The sequence below is a fragment of the Croceivirga lutea genome, assembly GCF_014235875.1.
Taxonomy (GTDB): Bacteria; Bacteroidota; Bacteroidia; order Flavobacteriales; family Flavobacteriaceae; genus Croceivirga; species Croceivirga lutea.
This window is the reverse complement of the sequence record NZ_JACJUK010000009.1, coordinates 23,149-39,951: the sequence shown is the minus strand read 5'-3', so window position 1 is coordinate 39,951 and position 16,803 is coordinate 23,149. Positions and strand designations below refer to the sequence as shown.

Annotated in this window: 21 protein-coding genes and 5 tRNA genes; 21 read left to right on the top strand and 5 right to left on the bottom strand. The window is 33.8% G+C overall.

Features of this window, described 5'->3' with window-relative positions; all coding sequences use genetic code 11:
- Position 1 precedes the first annotated feature (1 nt).
- The 5 genes from H5V42_RS13635 to H5V42_RS13615 all read right to left on the bottom strand — a co-directional run bounded on the left by H5V42_RS13635 (position 2) and on the right by H5V42_RS13615 (position 3,950).
- A complete protein-coding gene (locus H5V42_RS13635; RefSeq protein WP_185783732.1) occupies positions 2-1,399 on the bottom strand; it encodes an anthranilate synthase component I family protein in 1,398 nt (465 codons plus the stop codon).
- 169 nt (positions 1,400-1,568) lie between these two features.
- Positions 1,569-2,069 carry a hypothetical protein gene (locus tag H5V42_RS13630; RefSeq protein WP_185783731.1) on the bottom strand — a complete coding sequence of 167 codons (501 nt, stop codon included), beginning with the start codon at positions 2,067-2,069 and terminating at the stop codon, positions 1,569-1,571.
- A 176-nt stretch (positions 2,070-2,245) separates the two neighbouring features.
- On the bottom strand, positions 2,246-2,818 hold the full coding sequence (locus H5V42_RS13625; RefSeq protein WP_185783730.1) for a YceI family protein: 573 nt from the start codon (positions 2,816-2,818) through the stop codon (positions 2,246-2,248).
- 34 nt (positions 2,819-2,852) lie between these two features.
- Positions 2,853-3,497, bottom strand: coding sequence for an NAD(P)H-dependent oxidoreductase (locus tag H5V42_RS13620; protein ID WP_185783729.1), 645 nt, complete (start codon positions 3,495-3,497; stop codon positions 2,853-2,855).
- A gap of 6 nt (positions 3,498-3,503) precedes the next feature.
- The gene (locus H5V42_RS13615) at positions 3,504-3,950 is read right to left on the bottom strand and encodes a MarR family winged helix-turn-helix transcriptional regulator (protein ID WP_185783728.1); all 447 of its coding nucleotides are present in this window, start codon (positions 3,948-3,950) and stop codon (positions 3,504-3,506) included.
- Between the two features lie 134 nt (positions 3,951-4,084).
- On the opposite strand from H5V42_RS13615, the gene H5V42_RS13610 reads away from it, so the two are divergent.
- The 21 genes from H5V42_RS13610 to nusG all read left to right on the top strand — a co-directional run bounded on the left by H5V42_RS13610 (position 4,085) and on the right by nusG (position 16,759).
- Entirely contained in the window at positions 4,085-4,624 is a 540-nt protein-coding gene (locus H5V42_RS13610) for a TlpA disulfide reductase family protein (RefSeq protein WP_185783727.1), read from the top strand.
- A 9-nt stretch (positions 4,625-4,633) separates the two neighbouring features.
- Complete coding sequence (locus H5V42_RS13605; RefSeq protein WP_185783726.1) at positions 4,634-5,245, top strand: thioredoxin family protein; 612 nt, start codon at positions 4,634-4,636, stop codon at positions 5,243-5,245.
- A 76-nt stretch (positions 5,246-5,321) separates the two neighbouring features.
- On the top strand, positions 5,322-5,633 hold the full coding sequence (locus H5V42_RS13600) for a rhodanese-like domain-containing protein (protein WP_185783725.1): 312 nt from the start codon (positions 5,322-5,324) through the stop codon (positions 5,631-5,633).
- Positions 5,633-6,142 carry a DinB family protein gene (locus H5V42_RS13595; RefSeq protein ID WP_185783724.1) on the top strand — a complete coding sequence of 170 codons (510 nt, stop codon included), beginning with the start codon at positions 5,633-5,635 and terminating at the stop codon, positions 6,140-6,142. The genes H5V42_RS13600 and H5V42_RS13595 overlap by 1 nt, the downstream gene beginning before the upstream one ends.
- A 20-nt stretch (positions 6,143-6,162) precedes the next feature.
- The gene (locus tag H5V42_RS13590; RefSeq protein WP_185783723.1) at positions 6,163-7,437 is read left to right on the top strand and encodes a DUF2851 family protein; all 1,275 of its coding nucleotides are present in this window, start codon (positions 6,163-6,165) and stop codon (positions 7,435-7,437) included.
- Positions 7,438-7,445: 8 nt separating this feature from the next.
- The gene (locus tag H5V42_RS15275) at positions 7,446-7,673 is read left to right on the top strand and encodes a PspC domain-containing protein (RefSeq protein WP_229665684.1); all 228 of its coding nucleotides are present in this window, start codon (positions 7,446-7,448) and stop codon (positions 7,671-7,673) included.
- Between the two features lie 4 nt (positions 7,674-7,677).
- Positions 7,678-8,685 (top strand): potassium channel family protein, encoded by a 1,008-nt coding sequence (locus H5V42_RS13585; protein WP_185783722.1) that lies wholly within the window; start codon positions 7,678-7,680, stop codon positions 8,683-8,685.
- An 84-nt stretch (positions 8,686-8,769) separates the two neighbouring features.
- Entirely contained in the window at positions 8,770-10,374 is a 1,605-nt protein-coding gene (locus H5V42_RS13580) for an alanine/glycine:cation symporter family protein (protein WP_185783721.1), read from the top strand.
- A gap of 19 nt (positions 10,375-10,393) precedes the next feature.
- On the top strand, positions 10,394-11,245 hold the full coding sequence (locus tag H5V42_RS13575; RefSeq protein ID WP_241731919.1) for a ComEA family DNA-binding protein: 852 nt from the start codon (positions 10,394-10,396) through the stop codon (positions 11,243-11,245).
- A gap of 9 nt (positions 11,246-11,254) precedes the next feature.
- A complete protein-coding gene (locus tag H5V42_RS13570; RefSeq protein WP_185783719.1) occupies positions 11,255-12,460 on the top strand; it encodes an acyl-CoA dehydrogenase family protein in 1,206 nt (401 codons plus the stop codon).
- A gap of 74 nt (positions 12,461-12,534) precedes the next feature.
- The gene (gene rpsU, locus H5V42_RS13565) at positions 12,535-12,729 is read left to right on the top strand and encodes a 30S ribosomal protein S21 (RefSeq protein ID WP_185783718.1); all 195 of its coding nucleotides are present in this window, start codon (positions 12,535-12,537) and stop codon (positions 12,727-12,729) included.
- Between the two features lie 77 nt (positions 12,730-12,806).
- Complete coding sequence (locus H5V42_RS13560; RefSeq protein WP_185783717.1) at positions 12,807-13,697, top strand: tyrosine-type recombinase/integrase; 891 nt, start codon at positions 12,807-12,809, stop codon at positions 13,695-13,697.
- A gap of 55 nt (positions 13,698-13,752) precedes the next feature.
- Positions 13,753-14,055 carry a ribosome hibernation-promoting factor, HPF/YfiA family gene (hpf, locus tag H5V42_RS13555; RefSeq protein WP_185783716.1) on the top strand — a complete coding sequence of 101 codons (303 nt, stop codon included), beginning with the start codon at positions 13,753-13,755 and terminating at the stop codon, positions 14,053-14,055.
- A gap of 100 nt (positions 14,056-14,155) precedes the next feature.
- A tRNA-Thr gene (locus tag H5V42_RS13550) sits at positions 14,156-14,229 on the top strand.
- A 23-nt stretch (positions 14,230-14,252) separates the two neighbouring features.
- Positions 14,253-14,335 (top strand) — tRNA-Tyr (locus H5V42_RS13545).
- Positions 14,336-14,403: 68 nt separating this feature from the next.
- A tRNA-Gly gene (locus tag H5V42_RS13540) sits at positions 14,404-14,476 on the top strand.
- Positions 14,477-14,553: 77 nt separating this feature from the next.
- Positions 14,554-14,625, top strand: a tRNA-Thr gene (locus H5V42_RS13535).
- Between the two features lie 46 nt (positions 14,626-14,671).
- Positions 14,672-15,859 (top strand): elongation factor Tu, encoded by a 1,188-nt coding sequence (gene tuf / locus H5V42_RS13530; protein WP_185783715.1) that lies wholly within the window; start codon positions 14,672-14,674, stop codon positions 15,857-15,859.
- Between the two features lie 63 nt (positions 15,860-15,922).
- Positions 15,923-15,995 (top strand) — tRNA-Trp (locus H5V42_RS13525).
- Positions 15,996-16,017: 22 nt separating this feature from the next.
- Complete coding sequence (gene secE / locus H5V42_RS13520) at positions 16,018-16,206, top strand: preprotein translocase subunit SecE (protein WP_185783714.1); 189 nt, start codon at positions 16,018-16,020, stop codon at positions 16,204-16,206.
- Between the two features lies 1 nt (position 16,207).
- Entirely contained in the window at positions 16,208-16,759 is a 552-nt protein-coding gene (nusG, locus tag H5V42_RS13515; RefSeq protein WP_185783713.1) for a transcription termination/antitermination protein NusG, read from the top strand.
- Positions 16,760-16,803 lie beyond the last annotated feature (44 nt).

Below are 16,803 nucleotides of genomic sequence, written 5' to 3'. Positions count from 1 at the left end.
CTTAGATAGTTTCAGCAATTTCTAATGCTTTGTTTAAAGCACCCAGTTTGTTATATGTTTCTTGTAATTCGTCGTCGGCATTACTTGCGGCTACTAAACCTGCTCCCGCTTGAAAATGTAGCTGATGATTTTTGCTTAAGAAAGTTCTAATCATAATAGCATGATTAAAATTTCCTTGAAAATCCATAAAACCAATGGCACCACCATAATAGCCTCTACTTGTTTTTTCGTATTTTTCTATGAGCTGCATTGCCATATGCTTTGGAGCTCCGCTCAAGGTTCCAGCGGGGAAGGTGTCTGCAACAATTTTTAACGTTGAGATTTCTGGTTTTTTAATTCCGGTAACTTTAGAAACTAGGTGTATAACATGAGAGAAGTATTGTACTTCTCTATAGGTTTCTACATTAACTGCATTACCATTTCTGCTTAAATCATTTCGAGCTAAATCAACCAACATAACATGCTCACTATTTTCTTTGTCATCTGCTGCTAATTGCTTTGCAAGTGCTGCATCTTTTTCGTCATTACCTGTTCTTTTGTACGTACCTGCAATAGGATGAATTTCTGCTTTTCCTTCTTTAACAATGAGTTGCGCTTCTGGTGAGCTCCCAAAAATTTTGAAATCACCATAATCAAAAAAGAACAAATAAGGAGATGGATTAATTGAGCGCAGTGCGCGATAAACATTAAATTCGTCACCTTTAAATTCTTGTGAAAATCTTCTAGACAATACAAGCTGAAAAACATCTCCTCTTTGACAGTGTTTTTTTGCTAGTTCTACATGCGCTTTGTACTCTTCATCTTCAAGATTTGAATCTACTTCTCCGGCCCGGCTAAAATTGTATGTAGCAAAATTTCTAACGTTTAATAATTGAATTAGCTCATCTACATTGTCTAGCTCGTTCGGAGAATGACAAAAGATGTAGGCTTCATTTTTAAAATGATTTATTGCAATTACATTTTGATAAACCGCGTAATAAATATCTGGTATAGCAACAGAATTGGGTTTAGAGGTTATAGTAACATCTTCAAAATACTGAACAGCGTTGTAAGCCATATAACCAAATAACCCATTGGTAGCGAATTTGAAATCTAAATCTGTTACTTCAAAAGATTTAGCAAAAGCATCTAATTCTTGTGTAATATCTATTTCTGAAGTAATGTCTTTACTTTTAACAGTTCCATCTGGTAACTGTGTGGTTAATTGGTTGTGTTCAACTTTTACAGCTGCAATTGGGTTACAGCAGATATATGAAAAACTGTTGTCATTAGCATGATAATCACTACTCTCTAAAAGAATACTATTAGGATATTTATCTCTAATCTTTAAATACACGCTTACAGGTGTAATAGTGTCTGCTAATACTTGTTTGTACTTGGTGTTTAATTTGATTTTCATCTCAAATGGCTTCAAAAAATTAAGGCTTGTCGTGATGACAAGCCTTTTAAATTATAGATATAGTAGGGACTAGCTCACGAAGTTCGACGTAAGTTATTCCACCACCAGTTATTTTCTATTCTTAATTTCATTGCTGTAAATATAGAAAGGAAATTAATTTATACCAATATTAATTTGAAGCATTTAAGATAAGTTCACGAATTTCGGAGTCTTCGTTATTTTTTTCAACTTCAGTTTTGGTAATATGTTGTAGTAAAGTAGAAATATTTTGCCACCCATAATCTTTTTGTAACGAAAAACTAATTTCTCTTAGGGCTTGAATTTCCTCAAAATTAATTTTTAAAATAGGCTCTTTTAAATACCAATGATATTCAATTTTACCTTGAGTATTAAACACACCACAAATCTTTTTTATTGAGCTGAAATCAGAAATATTTTGAGTTAAAAATTCTTCTATTAATGCTTGTATCTCTAATTCTTCTTTTAGTGCTTTGATTTCTGACAAACTTCCTCCGGTACCAATGGTTATAGAAAAATGCCACGGATACGCCTGTTTTTCTGTTGAGGTAAATTCTTTTTGATAATTTGTGAAAAATAAAGGTGTTTGTTGAGCGTTTGAAACTATATGAAGACCCGTTTTTTCATTCAAATTTGTTGAGTTATTTAGCATGTTAATGGGTTTTAATACCACAAAAGTGCATTACTAAAAACCATAATTTCTAATTGTTTTGGTTAACCCTTTCAATGTGTGGATAAATAGAATTAAAGTATAGATGAGTAGTATAAAAAAATCTCGCTTTTAAAGCGAGATTTTTAAAGTATGTATCTGTATGTAAGCTATAAAGCTTAGAATTCTAAGTCAACTACTAAATCGAATTCATCGTAGATAGTCTTGTCACCTAAATTATCAAAAAAGCTACCTGAACCGTAACGTACATCGTATTCAGAACGGTCAACTTTTAACGTTGCTGTAGCTTTGCTACCATATATAGAAACATCAAAAGTTACAGGTTTTGTGGTTCCTTTAATGGTTAAATCGCCAGTTACTTCATAAGAGTTTTTACCAGTAGCTTCAACAGAAGTAAAAACTAAAGTAGACGTTGGGTGATTTTCAATACCAAAGAAATCATCTGATTTTAAGTGCCCATCTAATTTACCTTTCATATCACCAGATAAATCAGTAGTGTTAATACTTGTCATATCCACGGTAAATTCACCACCAGTTAATTTATCTCCATCAAACTCTAATGAACCTGATTTTAAACTAATTGTACCAGTGTGAGAACCTGTTACTTTGTATCCTTTCCAAGTTACGTTACTTGTCTCTGTATTGATTTCTTTTTTGTCATCAATAGGGTTGGCCATTGCGGTTAATCCAAAAATGGCAGTCATTACTAAACTTAATGCAGTTTTTTTCATGATTTTAAAATTAAATGTTTGTTTTTGTTTTTAGTTATATATGTGTAAATAATTCTTCTTTTGATTTACGCACCTTTGCATAATGTTGTGTGGCATCTTCTTCTGAGCGATACCCTACAGCTAAAACAACAGAAGCGTTTAGATTTTTTGCTGAAAGGTCTAATATCTTATTGTATTCAGCAGCATCAAATCCTTCCATTGGAGTGGTATCAATTTCCAATTCAGCCGCCGCTTGTAATGCATTTCCTAGGGCAATGTAAACTTGATTGGTTGTCCAAGCTTCTTTAGCCTCTTTTGGTAGGCCCACTATATTATTCTTCATCATTTCAGCATAGGGCTTTAAATTCTCTAGAGGTATATTTCTTGTTGCTGACATATTTTCTACATACTCATCGACCAATTCTTCTCCAAAATCAGTCTGATTTGCAAAAACTAAAATATGAGATGCGTCTTCTAATTGTGATTGATTCCATGAAACGGGTCTCAATTTTGACTTTATTTCTTGGTCTGTTATAACCAATACTTTGTATGGCTGAAGACCATAAGAAGATGCAGTCAACCTTATAGCCTCTAATAAAGTATCCATGTTTTTATCAGATACTTTTTTTGCATTATCAAACTTTTTGGTGGCATACCTCCAAGTTCTGTTTTCAATTGTATTTTCTTTTGTAGCAATCATTTTTTTCTAAAATTTATTTAGTAAGTGATTTAATTTTTTTAATTCTTCGTTGTTAAAATTGTTGGTTATAACTTCTTCCACTTTTGACACCGTTTTGTCAATTTGCATTAAGGTATCCTCTCCAGTCGGAGTTATGTATATCTCTACCTTTCGTCTATTTTCTTTGCATATGTTTCTTTTTACAAAACCTTTAGCCAATAATTTATCTACCAATCTGGTAGTATTACTCATTTTAGTAACCATACGTTCGTTAAGCGTAGATAAATTAGCGGGTTTACCTTGTTGACCTCTTAAAATTCGTAACACATTAAACTGCTGAATAGAAACATCATAAGGTTTTAAAGCAGCACTCATGGTTTCAATTATCTTATTTTGAACTAAGGTTAAATGTATAAGTGTTCTACTTTTTAAAGGAATATCCTTTTTTGTTTTTATAATTTCTTCTACATTCATGTTGTTACAACAATTGTATATACAAATATACCTACATTTTATTCGGGTGATTGTAGTCATAGTAGATAAAATTTTGTTAAATCAATTAATAAAACAGGTGTAGCAAGGTAATTTTAAGGCAGAATACCATGATTATGAAGAAGTTGTTGTTTGGTTTAGTATGTATTTTACCACTTTTTTTAAGTTGTAAAAATGAAACAGAAAAATCAAAAAGCGTAGAAAAAAAAACAGTTTTAAATGTTGAGACTGAAGAAACAGTAAGATTCCCGGTCTACGATTATGAAGGTATTGCACCTTTATTATATACAAATACAGATAAAACATACATTGTAAACTTTTGGGCAACGTGGTGTAAACCCTGTATAGAAGAACTACCTGGTTTTGAAAAACTCTATGCCGAGACAAAGCAGAATAATGTTGAAATGATATTAGTGAGTTTAGATATGCCTAACATGTGGAAAACACAACTAGAACCTTTTGTTGAAAACCATAAACTTCAAGGTAAGGTGGTAATTCTTGATGACCCTAAAATGAATACCTGGATTCCTAAGGTTGATAAAGACTGGGGTGGAGGTATACCAGCTACACTAATATTTAATAAAGAAGAAAGAGCTTTTTATGAACGCGGATTTACTTATGAAGAATTAAAAAAAGAACTTGATAAATTTTTATAAATAACGCCTATGAAAACCATAAAATTATTAATTGCTTTTATCTTAATTACACTAACCACAGCATTTAGTATAAAACCTATAGTAGCTGGTTATAAGGTTGGAGATGTAGCCACAGATTTTAAATTAAAGAATACAGATGGAACAATGGTTTCATTGGCTGATTACCAAGATGCCAAAGGCTATTTGGTAATATTTACATGCAATACGTGCCCGTATGCTATGAAATATGAGGAGCGTATCATAGCATTAGATAAAAAATATAAAGAAAGAGGAGTGCCAGTGGTGGCTATTATGCCTAATAATGTTGATGTTAAACCCGGTGATAGCTTTGAAAATATGCAGAAACGTGCAAATGAAAAAGGCTTTACTTTTCCATACTTAATTGATGAAAATCAAGAAATTTATCCTCAATACGGTGCTACCCGTACACCTCACGTATATCTCTTAGAGAAAACTACAAAGGGTAATATAGTCCGCTACATAGGAGCTATAGACGATAATTACCAAGATGAAAGCCAAGTAGAAGAGCGCTTCGTTGAAAATGCAGTTGATGCAATGCTCTCTGGTAAAGAAGTTCCAATAAAAACTACTAAAGCCATTGGTTGTTCTATTAAGGCCTGAACCTAATAAAACTTTATTAAAAATCCGGAGCTAGTTGTTCCGGATTTTTATTTTTGTATTCTAAACACATAAATACATGGCAGATTTATCGCAACAAGAATGGGCAGAGCAGTTAAGTAATGATAACAATGCGTTTATTCTAGATGTAAGAACTGAACAAGAAATTGAAGAGGGTTACATACCCAATGCAACCAATATTGATATCTATAAAGGACAAGGATTTTTAGATGAGTTAGAAAAGCTAGATAAATCTAAAAATTACTATTTGTACTGCCGTTCAGGTAATAGAAGTGGGCAGGCTTGTGCTATTATGAATAGCATGGGTTTTGAAAACGCATATAATTTAGAAGGTGGATTTATGAACTGGGATGGTGAAGTAGCAGAATAATGAACGTTCAAAATATCATAAAAGAGCTTGAGAATAATTACAAAGTTTTTCAGGCTCTTTTTGTTTTACATATACCTGATTTAAAGCTATACAAACCAAATAAAGATGTCTGGTGTTTTTTAGAAATAGCATGCCATCTTGTTGATGAAGAGATATTCGATTTTAGAAAAAGAGTTCTACATACCTTACATACACCAAATGATCCGTTAGTACCCATTACACCTGAAGAATGGCCGAAAAACCATCACTATCTAAAACAAAATTTTGAAGAGGTGGTTTCTTGTTTTTTAAATGAAAGAAAGAAATCTATCAACGTACTTAATAAACTCGAAAATGTAAACTGGAATAACTCTTTAAAACACCCAAAATTTGGAGAAATATCTGCCAAACGCTTTTTGGTAAATTGGTTAGCCCACGATTACCATCATATAAGACAACTTAATCGTTTAAAATATAACTTTCTTAAATCCAGTATAGCAGAAGACCTTAGCTATGCTGGTAAATGGTAAAGCTTTGTTATTTTAGCTAAATGCGAGAAGATTTTCTTCACTTTGTCTGGAAAAATAAAAAATTCAATACTCAAAATTTAAAGACATCATCCAACGAAGAAGTTATCATTCTTAAGTTAGGACAACACAATCAGTTAGCGGGTCCTGATTTTTTTAATTCTCATTTAATTATTGATAATCAAACATGGGTTGGTAATGTTGAAATTCATATAAAATCTTCTGATTGGTTTATTCATGGTCATGAAAATGATAGCAATTATGATAACGTAATTCTACACGTGGTTTGGATAGACGATGTTGACGTATTTAGAAAAGATGGAAGTAAAATACCATGTGTAGCCTTAAAAGAGGTTGTAGATGAGGTGATATTCTCAGATTATCAAAATTTAATGACCAAGAAGAAATTCATAAACTGTGAAGCTGACTTTGCTTCTGTAGATGAATTCTACAAAACCACCTGGTTAGAACGACTTTTTGTAGAAAGATTACAACAAAAATCTGAACTACTTAGTCAATTGTTACAAGCATCTAATAATGATTGGGAGAAAGTTCTTTTCTGTTTGTTAATGAAGAATTTTGGTCTTAATAAAAATGGTCAAGTATTTCTAGAAATAGCAAAAACTATAGACTTTACAGTTGTAAGAAAAGTTTCAACTAAATTAACAACTATAGAAAGTTTACTTTTTGGTGCGGCAAATTTGTTAGAAGAAGATTTTGAAGATGACTATTACAATCAATTAAAAACAGAATTTAACTTTTTAAAAAATAAGTTTGGTGTAAAAAACGAATTACTGCCTAAACCAAATTTTTACGGTTTACGCCCACATAATTTTCCAACCATAAGATTAGCACAACTTGCCAACTTGTATGCCAAACATCAGTCACTCTTTCAGCAAATAATAGCTGCTGATTCAGTAGTAGATTTGAAAAATTTATTTCAAACTCATGCCAGTGAATATTGGTCAACCCATTATGTTTTTGGTAAAGAAGGTGGTAAACGGTTAAAAAGGCTCTCAGCCAATTTTATTGAATTAGTAGTAATTAATACGGTATTACCCTTAAAATTTGCCTACCAAAAAAGCATTGGCAATGAAGTTGCTGAGCAATTATTTGAGTTAGCTATTAATTTAAAAGCAGAAAAAAATTCGATAATTGAAAAATTTGATAAAATTGGCAGCCCTACTACCAGTGCTTTTGAAAGTCAGGCCAAATTGCAGCTTCATAATCAATATTGCTCAAAAAATAGGTGCCTAAAGTGTACCATTGGTAATAGGTTGTTGCTTCGAAATAGTTAATTTTGAATATGCGCGGGTTCTACAACTTGTTATACTTTTTTCAAAAAAGAGGTTTTGAAGTTTGCCGAAGAATAGCTGAGACCATTGGTATTAGGGCTAGGGTTGTACGCTCTACATTTATATATTTAACTTTTGCTACTCTAGGTTTTGGTTTTGCCCTATATTTATTTATTGCTTTTTGGCTAAAAATTAAAGACCTAATTTACACCAAACGCACTTCGGTTTTCGACCTTTAAGATTATGATTAGACTTTTTCGTTCTAAAATGGCTTTGGCCTTAACTCTAATGCTTTCAGCATTAGTATTTGGCGTTTTAGGATACAAACTAATTGCAGGCTTTTCTTGGGTAGAAGCTTTATACATGACCATAATAACGGTTACTACCGTTGGCTTTTCTGAAGTAAGACCTTTAGATGCAGATGCCCAAATGTTTACCGTTGTTTTAATCGTTTGCAGTGTATTTATTTTTGGTTTTGCAATCTCAGTAATAACAGAGTATCTATTAAGTAGAAATTCATTACAACTTTTAAAAAAGAAAAAGGTGAAACAAAAAATTAATCAATTAGAAAACCATGTGGTAATTTGTGGTTTTGGTAGAAATGGGCAACAAGCAGCTGAACGCTTAACTGCTTACAATAGACCTTTTGTTGTAATTGAAAAGGATAAAGAAATCATAGAAAATTTTGAAGATGAAATTCTTTTTGTAGAAGGAGATGTTAATGAAGATGAAGTATTGTTAGAAAGCGGAATTAAGAGAGCTCAATATTTAGTTACCGCCTTACCAGATGATGCTTTAAACTTATTTGTTGTGCTTTCAGCAAGACAAATGAACAGCAATTTATTTATAATTAGTAGAGCCTCTCAAGTAACCTCGGTTAAAAAATTGCAATTTGCTGGTGCCAATAAAGTTATTATGCCAGATAAAATAGGTGGTGACCATATGGCCGCACTGGTAGTAATGCCAGATTTAATAACTTTCATGGATAGACTTTCAACAGAAGGAGGAGATACTACTAATCTTGAGGAGGTAGAGATTGAAGATTTTAAAGAGAAAATAGATTGCCAGTCTATTAGAGATTTAGATTTGCGTAAGCGTACAGGTTGTACAATTATCGGTTACATTCACCCCAATGGCAAATATGTAATTAATCCAGAACCAGAATTACCTCTAGAACCGCGAGGAAAGGTTATAGTATTAGGAAGACCTGAACAAATTCAGAAATTACATCAAGTATTCCGATTAGAATAGTTAAAAAACTACAAAATTTGATACAGTTGTTTTTTTTTAAGATATTGTCAGCTAACACAAATTTAACATACCAAAAAAACTAACATGAAGTACAGACTTTTAACCATTTTAAGCCTGTTGATACCTGTCCTAAGCTTTGGACAGGAAGCTGAAGAAATCGGGATTGACCAAAAGATTGACCAAGCTTTTCAACCTGTCTCAGATTTCTTTAATAATGTCATATTCTTTGAGATTGCTGGTACACCTTTCGTCTTAATTTTATTAGTAGGTAGTGCCTTATTTTTTACCATCTATTTTGGGTTCCCGAACATTCGATATTTCTGGACTGCAATTAATGTGGTAAGAGGAAAATATGTAGAGGTAGAACAATACGGTCTTGCTAAGGTAGAACAGCATATGACAGATGGTGGTGATATTCCTGATACTATTAGAGATGAGAGTGAAGAAGGTGAAGTAAGTCATTTTCAGGCACTGGCTACCGCAGTATCTGGAACTGTGGGTAATGGTAACATTGCTGGGGTTGCTTTAGCTATTGCCCTTGGAGGGCCAGGTGCTACTTTCTGGATGATTGTGTGTGGACTTCTTGGAATGTCTACAAAATTTGTAGAATGTACTTTAGGTGTACAGTATAGAGATGTAGGGGAAGACGGTACTGTATATGGAGGACCAATGTACTACATAAGTAAAGGTTTAAACGAAAAGGGCTTTAAAATATTAGGTAAAATTGCTGCAGCGCTATTTGCTTTCTTTTGTATTGGTGGTTCTTTTGGTGGCGGTAACGCCGCTCAATCTAACCAGGCAACTATAGTTATAAAAGAATTATTTGGTTGGGAAAGTACAATGGCTGGTTTTATTGTAGGTATTGTACTTGCAGTTTTAGTAGCTGTCATCATTATTGGAGGTATAAAAAGAATTGCTTCAGTAACAGAAAAAGTAGTTCCTTTTATGGCGATTATTTATGTGCTTTGTTGTTTATTCATCATATTTAGTAATTTCTCTTTAATTGATGATGCTGTTGGGCTAATTGTTAGAGAAGCGTTCAACCCAAAGGCTATTGGTGTTGGTGGAGTTATTGGGGTGCTTTTAGTAGGATTTAGAAGAGCGGCATTCTCTAATGAAGCTGGGGCTGGTTCTGCCTCTATTGCCCACTCTGCGGTAAAAACCAAATATTCAGCCTCTGAAGGTTTGGTAGCGTTGCTTGAACCTTTTATTGACACCGTTGTAATTTGTACAATGACAGCCCTAGTAATCGTAATTTTCAATTTTGGTGGTTTCTTTGATTATGGTGGTGATGGTTCTGGTGCAGTTTTTATTGATGGTGTAGCCTATGAAGGTGCAGGTATTACTTCAAAAGCCTTTGCTGAATACATTCCGTATTCAAAAATATTCTTGACCATCGCAGTAGTGCTATTTGCGGTATCTACAATGATTTCATGGTCTTATTACGGACTTCAATCTTGGAAATTTTTGTTTGGTAGAAGTAAAAAAATGGACCTAACCTATAAAGTCTTATTCTGCGTTTTTGTTGTAATTGGTGCATCTGCTAGTATGGATTCTATTTGGGCGTTCTCAGACGCTATGATTTTTGCAATGGTATTTCCTAATATGGTAGGTTTATATTTCTTGTTCCCAATCGTTAAAAAACAACTGAAACGTTATTTAGACGCAACTAGACAGGTATATCATTAAATAGCTAATGGTTCATAAAATGTTATCCCACTTCAAGTTCAATAAGCAACAACGAAGTGGGATTTTCTTTTTGTTATTTTTTATACTAATTCTTCAGATTGCATATTTGAGCTATGATGCTATTTTCAAGAATAAAACAAATTCAAGTTTTAGACTAGACAGTTTAAATCAAGCTAGAATTGATAGTTTAAAAGCAGTTGAAAACACTGAGTATTCAAAAACTTACCCTTTCAATCCAAATTATATTTCGGATTATAAAGGTTATACTTTAGGATTGTCTGTTGAACAGATTGATAGATTGCATCAGTTTAGAGCTAAAGGTGAGTTTGTGAATTCTGCATTGGAATTCCAAAAAGTAACTAAAGTTTCAGATTCTCTATTAGCTATTTTAGAACCCTCTTTTAAGTTTCCTGACTGGGTAAATTCAAAACCTAATAAAACCTTTCATAAAAGAAGTAATTCTGGAAATTTAGAAATTAAAGATTTAAATACCGTTTCAAAAGAAGAGCTAGTTCAAATTAAGGGTATAGGTGAGGTGTTGTCTACTAGAATTATCAAATTTAGAACCAAACTAGGTGGTTTTTTAATAGAAGAACAGTTAAATGATGTTTATGGCTTAACTCCAGAAGTTGTAAAAGAGATTCAGAGGAATTATAAAATTTTGAATGTGCCTGATATCAAGAAATTTAATCTTAATACAGCAACTGTAAATCAACTTTCTTCAATTGTATATATCAACAGGCAAATAGCTGAGAAAATAGTGTCAAAAAGGTTAGCGCTAGGTTTATATAAAAGTATTGATGAATTAAAAGAAATCCCCAATTTTCCAGCGGATAAGATTGATAGGATTGCGTTATATTTGTCTATATAAAAAATTGCAATGAATACCACTTATTTTACTGAAGAACATCAATTATTTAGAGAGAGTTTGCATGACTTTTTGCAGAAAGAAGTGGTCCCCCATCTAGATAAATGGGAAGAGTCTGGTACCATAGAACGATTTATCTGGAAAAAAATGGGAGAGATGGGCTACTTTGGTCTTGCAACTCCTGAAGAATATGATGGTTTAGGTTTAGACCTTTTTTATACTGTAGTTTTCTTGGAAGAAATGCAAAAAATAAATTCAGGAGGTTTTGCCGCAGCTATGTGGGCACATGCCTATCTGGCTATGACGCATTTAATTAAGAATGCATCCCCTGAACAAAAACAAAAATATTTAATTCCAAGTGTACATGGTCAAAAGATTGGATGCCTTGGGGTAACAGAACCTTTTGGAGGCAGTGACGTTGCTGGTATGAGAACTACTGCTGAATTAAAAGGTGATACCTATATCATCAATGGTTCTAAAACATTTATTACCAATGGCGTTTATGGTGATTATGCTGTATTGGCTGCAAAGACTAATCCTAGTGCTGGTAATAAAGGTATTAGCCTATTTATTGTCGATTTAGACAGTAAAGGAGTAAGTTCAAATAAATTAAATAAGCTCGGGTGGCGTGCTTCAGATACTGGTGAACTTGCTTTTGATAATGTAGAAGTGCCAGTTGCTAATAGAATTGGAGAAGAAGGAAAGGGCTTTACTTTTATAATGGAAGCATTTGCTTTAGAGCGCTTGGTTATGGGTATTAATGCACATGCTAGAGCAGAACATGCCTTATCGTATGCCTTACAATACATGTCAGAAAGAGAAGCGTTTGGAAAAACAATTAATCAATTTCAAGCCTTAAGACATAAGATATCTGATATGCACGCAGAAGTTCAAGTTTGCAAGTACTATAACTACATGGTCACAGCAATGTTAGAAAATGGGGAGTATGCAGTTGAACAAGCAACAATTTCAAAACTAAAATCTACGAAAGTTGCTGATGAGGTTATTTACAATTGCTTACAGTTTTTAGGAGGCTATGGTTATATAGAAGATTATCCAATGGCTAGAATGTTAAGAGACAGTAGGCTAGGACCTATTGGTGGTGGAACATCTGAAATTTTACGAGAAATTATAGCAAAAATTGTAATTGATAAAAAAGAGTACAAAGCTCCTAAGACTAAAAACGAGGAAAAAGAAGTGAATTTAAATCTTTCATAGTAAAAATACATTTGTATATTTGCGGGCCCTTAAAATTTTAAAGGGTTAATTTTAAAGAAAGGAGGTTGTAGCCAATGTTAATTATACCAGTAAAAGAAGGAGAAAATATCGATAGAGCCCTTAAGCGCTTTAAAAGAAAATTTGATAGAACAGGTAAAATGCGTCAGTTGCGTGCACGTCAACAGTACACTAAACCTTCTGTAAAAAGAAGAGCTGAAATTCAAAAAGCGCAATACATTCAAGGTCTAAGAGACCAAGAGGAGCAATAGAGTTCAATCTTAATATAAAATTTAATATCCCGTTTTAGCAATAAAACGGGATTTTTTGTTTTAGTACATTTGAATTAATGTCAGTAGAAGCATTTATAGAGTATTTAAGTCTAGAAAAAAAATATGCAAAACATACAGTTATTGCATATGAAAAAGATATTAAGGATTTTTCTAATTTTTTTAAGGAAGAATTTAAAGAAGAAAATATCAAGGATGTTACCTATAATGAAATAAGAAGCTGGATTATTTATTTAGTCGAACAGGGTATTAGTAATAGGAGTATAAATAGAAAAATAGCTTCTTTAAAGTCGTATTATTCCTTTCTTTTAAAGTCACAACAAATAACGTTTTCTCCACTTGCCAAACACAAAGCGTTAAAAGTAGAAAAAGATGTTATAGTTCCTATCTCAGAAAACGAAATGTACCAAGTGCTCCAAGCAATTGAGTTTGATTCAGATTTCGAAGGTTTAAGAGATAAGTTATTGTTAGAAATGCTTTACGCTACGGGCATTAGAAGAGCGGAGCTTATTGCATTACAACTTTCCGATTTCAATTTTCAAAATGCAACTGTAAAGGTTCTTGGTAAGCGAAATAAAGAAAGAATAGTTCCACTATTACCTTCTTTAAAATTACCTATAACAGAATACTTAGATACTAGAGCAAACCTAGAAATAATCATAGATGACAATTATTTTTTTTTAACAAATTCAGGAAAACGTTTATACGAAACACTTGTTTATAGGGTTATAAATAAGTATCTTAGTAAGGTATCGTCCAAGGTAAAAAAGAGTCCGCATGTGCTTAGGCACTCATTTGCAACACATCTTTTAAACCAAGGGGCAGACCTCAACGCTGTAAAAGAATTGTTAGGCCATAGTAGTTTGGCTTCAACACAAGTCTATACACATAGTAGTATAGCTGAATTAAAAAAAGCCCACACTAAGGCGCACCCAAGAAATAAGGAGTAAATCCTTTTTTGTTTAACCTAGCTTACAAATTGTAGGCTCAAAAACATCTTATATTATGAAGGTAAATGCACAATCTGTAAATTTTGATGCTGACAGAAAGCTAATTGATTTTATTCAAAATAGAATGGATAAGTTAGAATTGTTCTACGACAAGGTTATTAGTTCGGATGTTTATCTTAAGGTTGAAAATACCAGTAGTAAAGAAAATAAAATTGTTGAAATTAAAGTGCATGTGCCTAAAGATAAATTCATTGTAAAAAAACAATGTAAATCTTTTGAAGAGGCGGTAGATTCAGCATGTAATTCCTTAGAAAGAAAGCTTGTAAAAAAGAAACAAAAGCAAAGAGCATTTGCTTAGAAAAATTTTTTTCAAAATATTTTGAAAAAACAAATAAAACGCTACATTTGCAGTCCGTTAGAAATAACGGGCTTTTTTTGTGCAAAAAAAGCGATAAAAAGCCGATATAGCTCAGCTGGCTAGAGCAGCTGATTTGTAATCAGCAGGTCGTGGGTTCGAGTCCCTCTATCGGCTCATAACATACTGAAAATCAAGGCGGGGAGATACTCAAGCGGCCAACGAGGACAGACTGTAAATCTGTTGGTTTTTACCTTCGCAGGTTCGAATCCTGCTCTCCCCACAAAAAATGCGCCAAAACAGGCGGAGCTAAAAAATTATTTTGGCTTTTGAAATATTGAGAATTAAAATGCGGGAGTAGCTCAGTTGGTAGAGCGTCAGCCTTCCAAGCTGAATGTCGCCGGTTCGAACCCGGTCTCCCGCTCTAAGAGTGACAATGTTGTTGTGAAAACGACAGAATCTCTTCCTTTATTAATATAAGGATGTAGATTAACACTTTACGCCGACGTAGCTCAGGGGTAGAGCGTTTCCTTGGTAAGGAAGAGGTCACGGGTTCAATTCCCGTCGTTGGCTCGATAGATAAAGACACTAATATAAACTAAGATTAAAATCATTTAAAATGGCAAAGGAAACTTTTGATCGTTCCAAACCGCACTTAAATATTGGTACTATTGGACACGTGGATCACGGTAAAACAACATTGACTGCTGCTATCACTACTGTTTTAGCAAACGCAGGCCTTTCTGAATTGAGAAGTTTCGATTCTATCGACAACGCTCCTGAAGAAAAAGAAAGAGGTATTACTATTAACACTTCTCACGTAGAGTATCAAACAGCTAATCGTCACTATGCGCATGTTGACTGTCCAGGTCACGCGGATTACGTAAAAAACATGGTAACTGGTGCTGCGCAGATGGATGGTGCTATTTTAGTGGTAGCTGCTACTGATGGTCCTATGCCTCAAACTCGTGAGCACATTCTTTTAGGTCGTCAGGTAGGTATTCCTAGAATCGTTGTTTTCTTGAATAAAGTCGACATGGTTGATGATGAGGAGTTGTTAGAATTAGTTGAGATGGAAGTACGTGAATTACTTTCTTTCTACGAATATGATGGTGATAATGGTCCTGTGGTAGCTGGTTCTGCACTTGGTGCATTAAATGGTGAGCAAAAATGGGTTGACACTGTAATGGAGCTTATGGCTGCTGTTGATGAGTGGATTGAATTACCTAAGCGTGATGTTGATAAGGATTTCTTAATGCCTATCGAAGATGTATTTACAATTACAGGTCGTGGTACTGTAGCAACTGGTCGTATCGAAACTGGTGTGGCTAATACTGGTGACGCTGTAGACATAATTGGTATGGGTGCTGAAAAATTATCTTCAACTATTACAGGGGTAGAGATGTTCCGTAAGATTCTTGATAGAGGTGAAGCTGGTGATAACGTAGGTATCTTATTAAGAGGTATTGAAAAATCAGATATAAAAAGAGGAATGGTAATCTGTAAGCCAGGTTCTGTAACTCCACACGCCAAGTTTAAGGCTGAGGTGTATATCTTGAAAAAAGAAGAAGGTGGTCGTCACACTCCATTCCATAACAACTACCGTCCGCAGTTTTATGTACGTACAACTGACGTGACTGGTAACATTAGTCTTCCTGATGGTGTTGAGATGGTAATGCCTGGTGATAACTTAACAATCAATGTTGAGTTGATTCAGCCAATCGCATTAAGTGTTGGTTTACGTTTTGCAATCCGTGAAGGTGGTAGAACTGTAGGTGCTGGTCAGGTTACTGAAATTTTAGATTAATATATTTATAAATAATTTATACTGAGGGTGTTCCGTAATTTCGGGATACCTTTCAGTGTAAATACGGGTGTAGCTCAGTTGGTAGAGCACTGGTCTCCAAAACCAGGTGTCGGGAGTTCGAGTCTCTCCTCCCGTGCTACGGATAAAGAACAATTGATATGTTGACTTACGTTAAGGAATCTTGGGAAGAATTAAAAAATAACGTTACATGGTTAAGCCGTGAGCGTGCTTCAAACTTAATGGTTGTTGTGGCTGTATTTTCAATACTTTTTGCCTTAGCAACATGGGGTGTAGATTCGCTTTTTAGTAAGTTGATTACATTGTACTTTGAAAACGTAATAGGATAGGATGTCAGAGGTACTAGAAAAAAAATGGTACGTTGTACGTGCCGTTAGTGGTCAAGAAAATAAAATCAAGGGTTACATTGAATCCGAGGTTGAAAGAGCTGGATTTGGAGATTACCTAGAAGACGTTTTGGTGCCTACTGAAAAAGTGGTTCAAATACGTAATGGTAAAAAAATCAATAAAGAGCGTACATATTTTCCTGGGTACATAATGATAAAGGCTAACCTTGGTGGAGAAATGGTTCACATTATTAAGTCAATAACCAATGTAATTGGCTTCTTAGGTGAAACTAAAGGTGGTGATCCTGTTCCTTTGCGTAAGTCTGAAGTTAACAGAATGCTTGGTAAGGTAGATGAATTGGCGGTTAACACAGATAATGTAGCTATTCCTTTTGTTTTAGGGGAAACGGTTAAGGTTATTGATGGTCCTTTCAACGGTTTTAATGGTACTGTTGAAAAAATTAATGAAGAAAAGCGTAAGCTTGAGGTAATGGTGAAAATTTTTGGCAGAAAAACACCATTGGAGTTGAGCTATATGCAAGTTGAGAAAATATAATTTTTAAGTGTTACATATTTAAATTGTGTTGCTTCCAAATAACA

Coding starts and splice junctions, on each gene's coding strand:
- H5V42_RS13590 (WP_185783723.1), top strand. CDS start 6,163: ATGCGAGAAGATTTTCTTCACTTTGTCTGGAAAAATAAAAAATTCAAT.
- H5V42_RS13600 (WP_185783725.1), top strand. CDS start 5,322: ATGGCAGATTTATCGCAACAAGAATGGGCAGAGCAGTTAAGTAATGAT.
- H5V42_RS13580 (WP_185783721.1), top strand. CDS start 8,770: ATGAAGTACAGACTTTTAACCATTTTAAGCCTGTTGATACCTGTCCTA.
- H5V42_RS13585 (WP_185783722.1), top strand. CDS start 7,678: ATGATTAGACTTTTTCGTTCTAAAATGGCTTTGGCCTTAACTCTAATG.
- H5V42_RS13560 (WP_185783717.1), top strand. CDS start 12,807: ATGTCAGTAGAAGCATTTATAGAGTATTTAAGTCTAGAAAAAAAATAT.
- H5V42_RS13575 (WP_241731919.1), top strand. CDS start 10,394: ATGTTATCCCACTTCAAGTTCAATAAGCAACAACGAAGTGGGATTTTC.
- H5V42_RS15275 (WP_229665684.1), top strand. CDS start 7,446: ATGCGCGGGTTCTACAACTTGTTATACTTTTTTCAAAAAAGAGGTTTT.
- rpsU (WP_185783718.1), top strand. CDS start 12,535: ATGTTAATTATACCAGTAAAAGAAGGAGAAAATATCGATAGAGCCCTT.
- H5V42_RS13610 (WP_185783727.1), top strand. CDS start 4,085: ATGAAGAAGTTGTTGTTTGGTTTAGTATGTATTTTACCACTTTTTTTA.
- H5V42_RS13615 (WP_185783728.1), bottom strand. CDS start 3,950: ATGAATGTAGAAGAAATTATAAAAACAAAAAAGGATATTCCTTTAAAA.
- H5V42_RS13570 (WP_185783719.1), top strand. CDS start 11,255: ATGAATACCACTTATTTTACTGAAGAACATCAATTATTTAGAGAGAGT.
- secE (WP_185783714.1), top strand. CDS start 16,018: ATGTTGACTTACGTTAAGGAATCTTGGGAAGAATTAAAAAATAACGTT.
- H5V42_RS13625 (WP_185783730.1), bottom strand. CDS start 2,818: ATGAAAAAAACTGCATTAAGTTTAGTAATGACTGCCATTTTTGGATTA.
- H5V42_RS13605 (WP_185783726.1), top strand. CDS start 4,634: ATGAAAACCATAAAATTATTAATTGCTTTTATCTTAATTACACTAACC.
- H5V42_RS13635 (WP_185783732.1), bottom strand. CDS start 1,399: ATGAAAATCAAATTAAACACCAAGTACAAACAAGTATTAGCAGACACT.
- H5V42_RS13595 (WP_185783724.1), top strand. CDS start 5,633: ATGAACGTTCAAAATATCATAAAAGAGCTTGAGAATAATTACAAAGTT.
- nusG (WP_185783713.1), top strand. CDS start 16,208: ATGTCAGAGGTACTAGAAAAAAAATGGTACGTTGTACGTGCCGTTAGT.
- hpf (WP_185783716.1), top strand. CDS start 13,753: ATGAAGGTAAATGCACAATCTGTAAATTTTGATGCTGACAGAAAGCTA.
- tuf (WP_185783715.1), top strand. CDS start 14,672: ATGGCAAAGGAAACTTTTGATCGTTCCAAACCGCACTTAAATATTGGT.
- H5V42_RS13620 (WP_185783729.1), bottom strand. CDS start 3,497: ATGATTGCTACAAAAGAAAATACAATTGAAAACAGAACTTGGAGGTAT.
- H5V42_RS13630 (WP_185783731.1), bottom strand. CDS start 2,069: ATGCTAAATAACTCAACAAATTTGAATGAAAAAACGGGTCTTCATATA.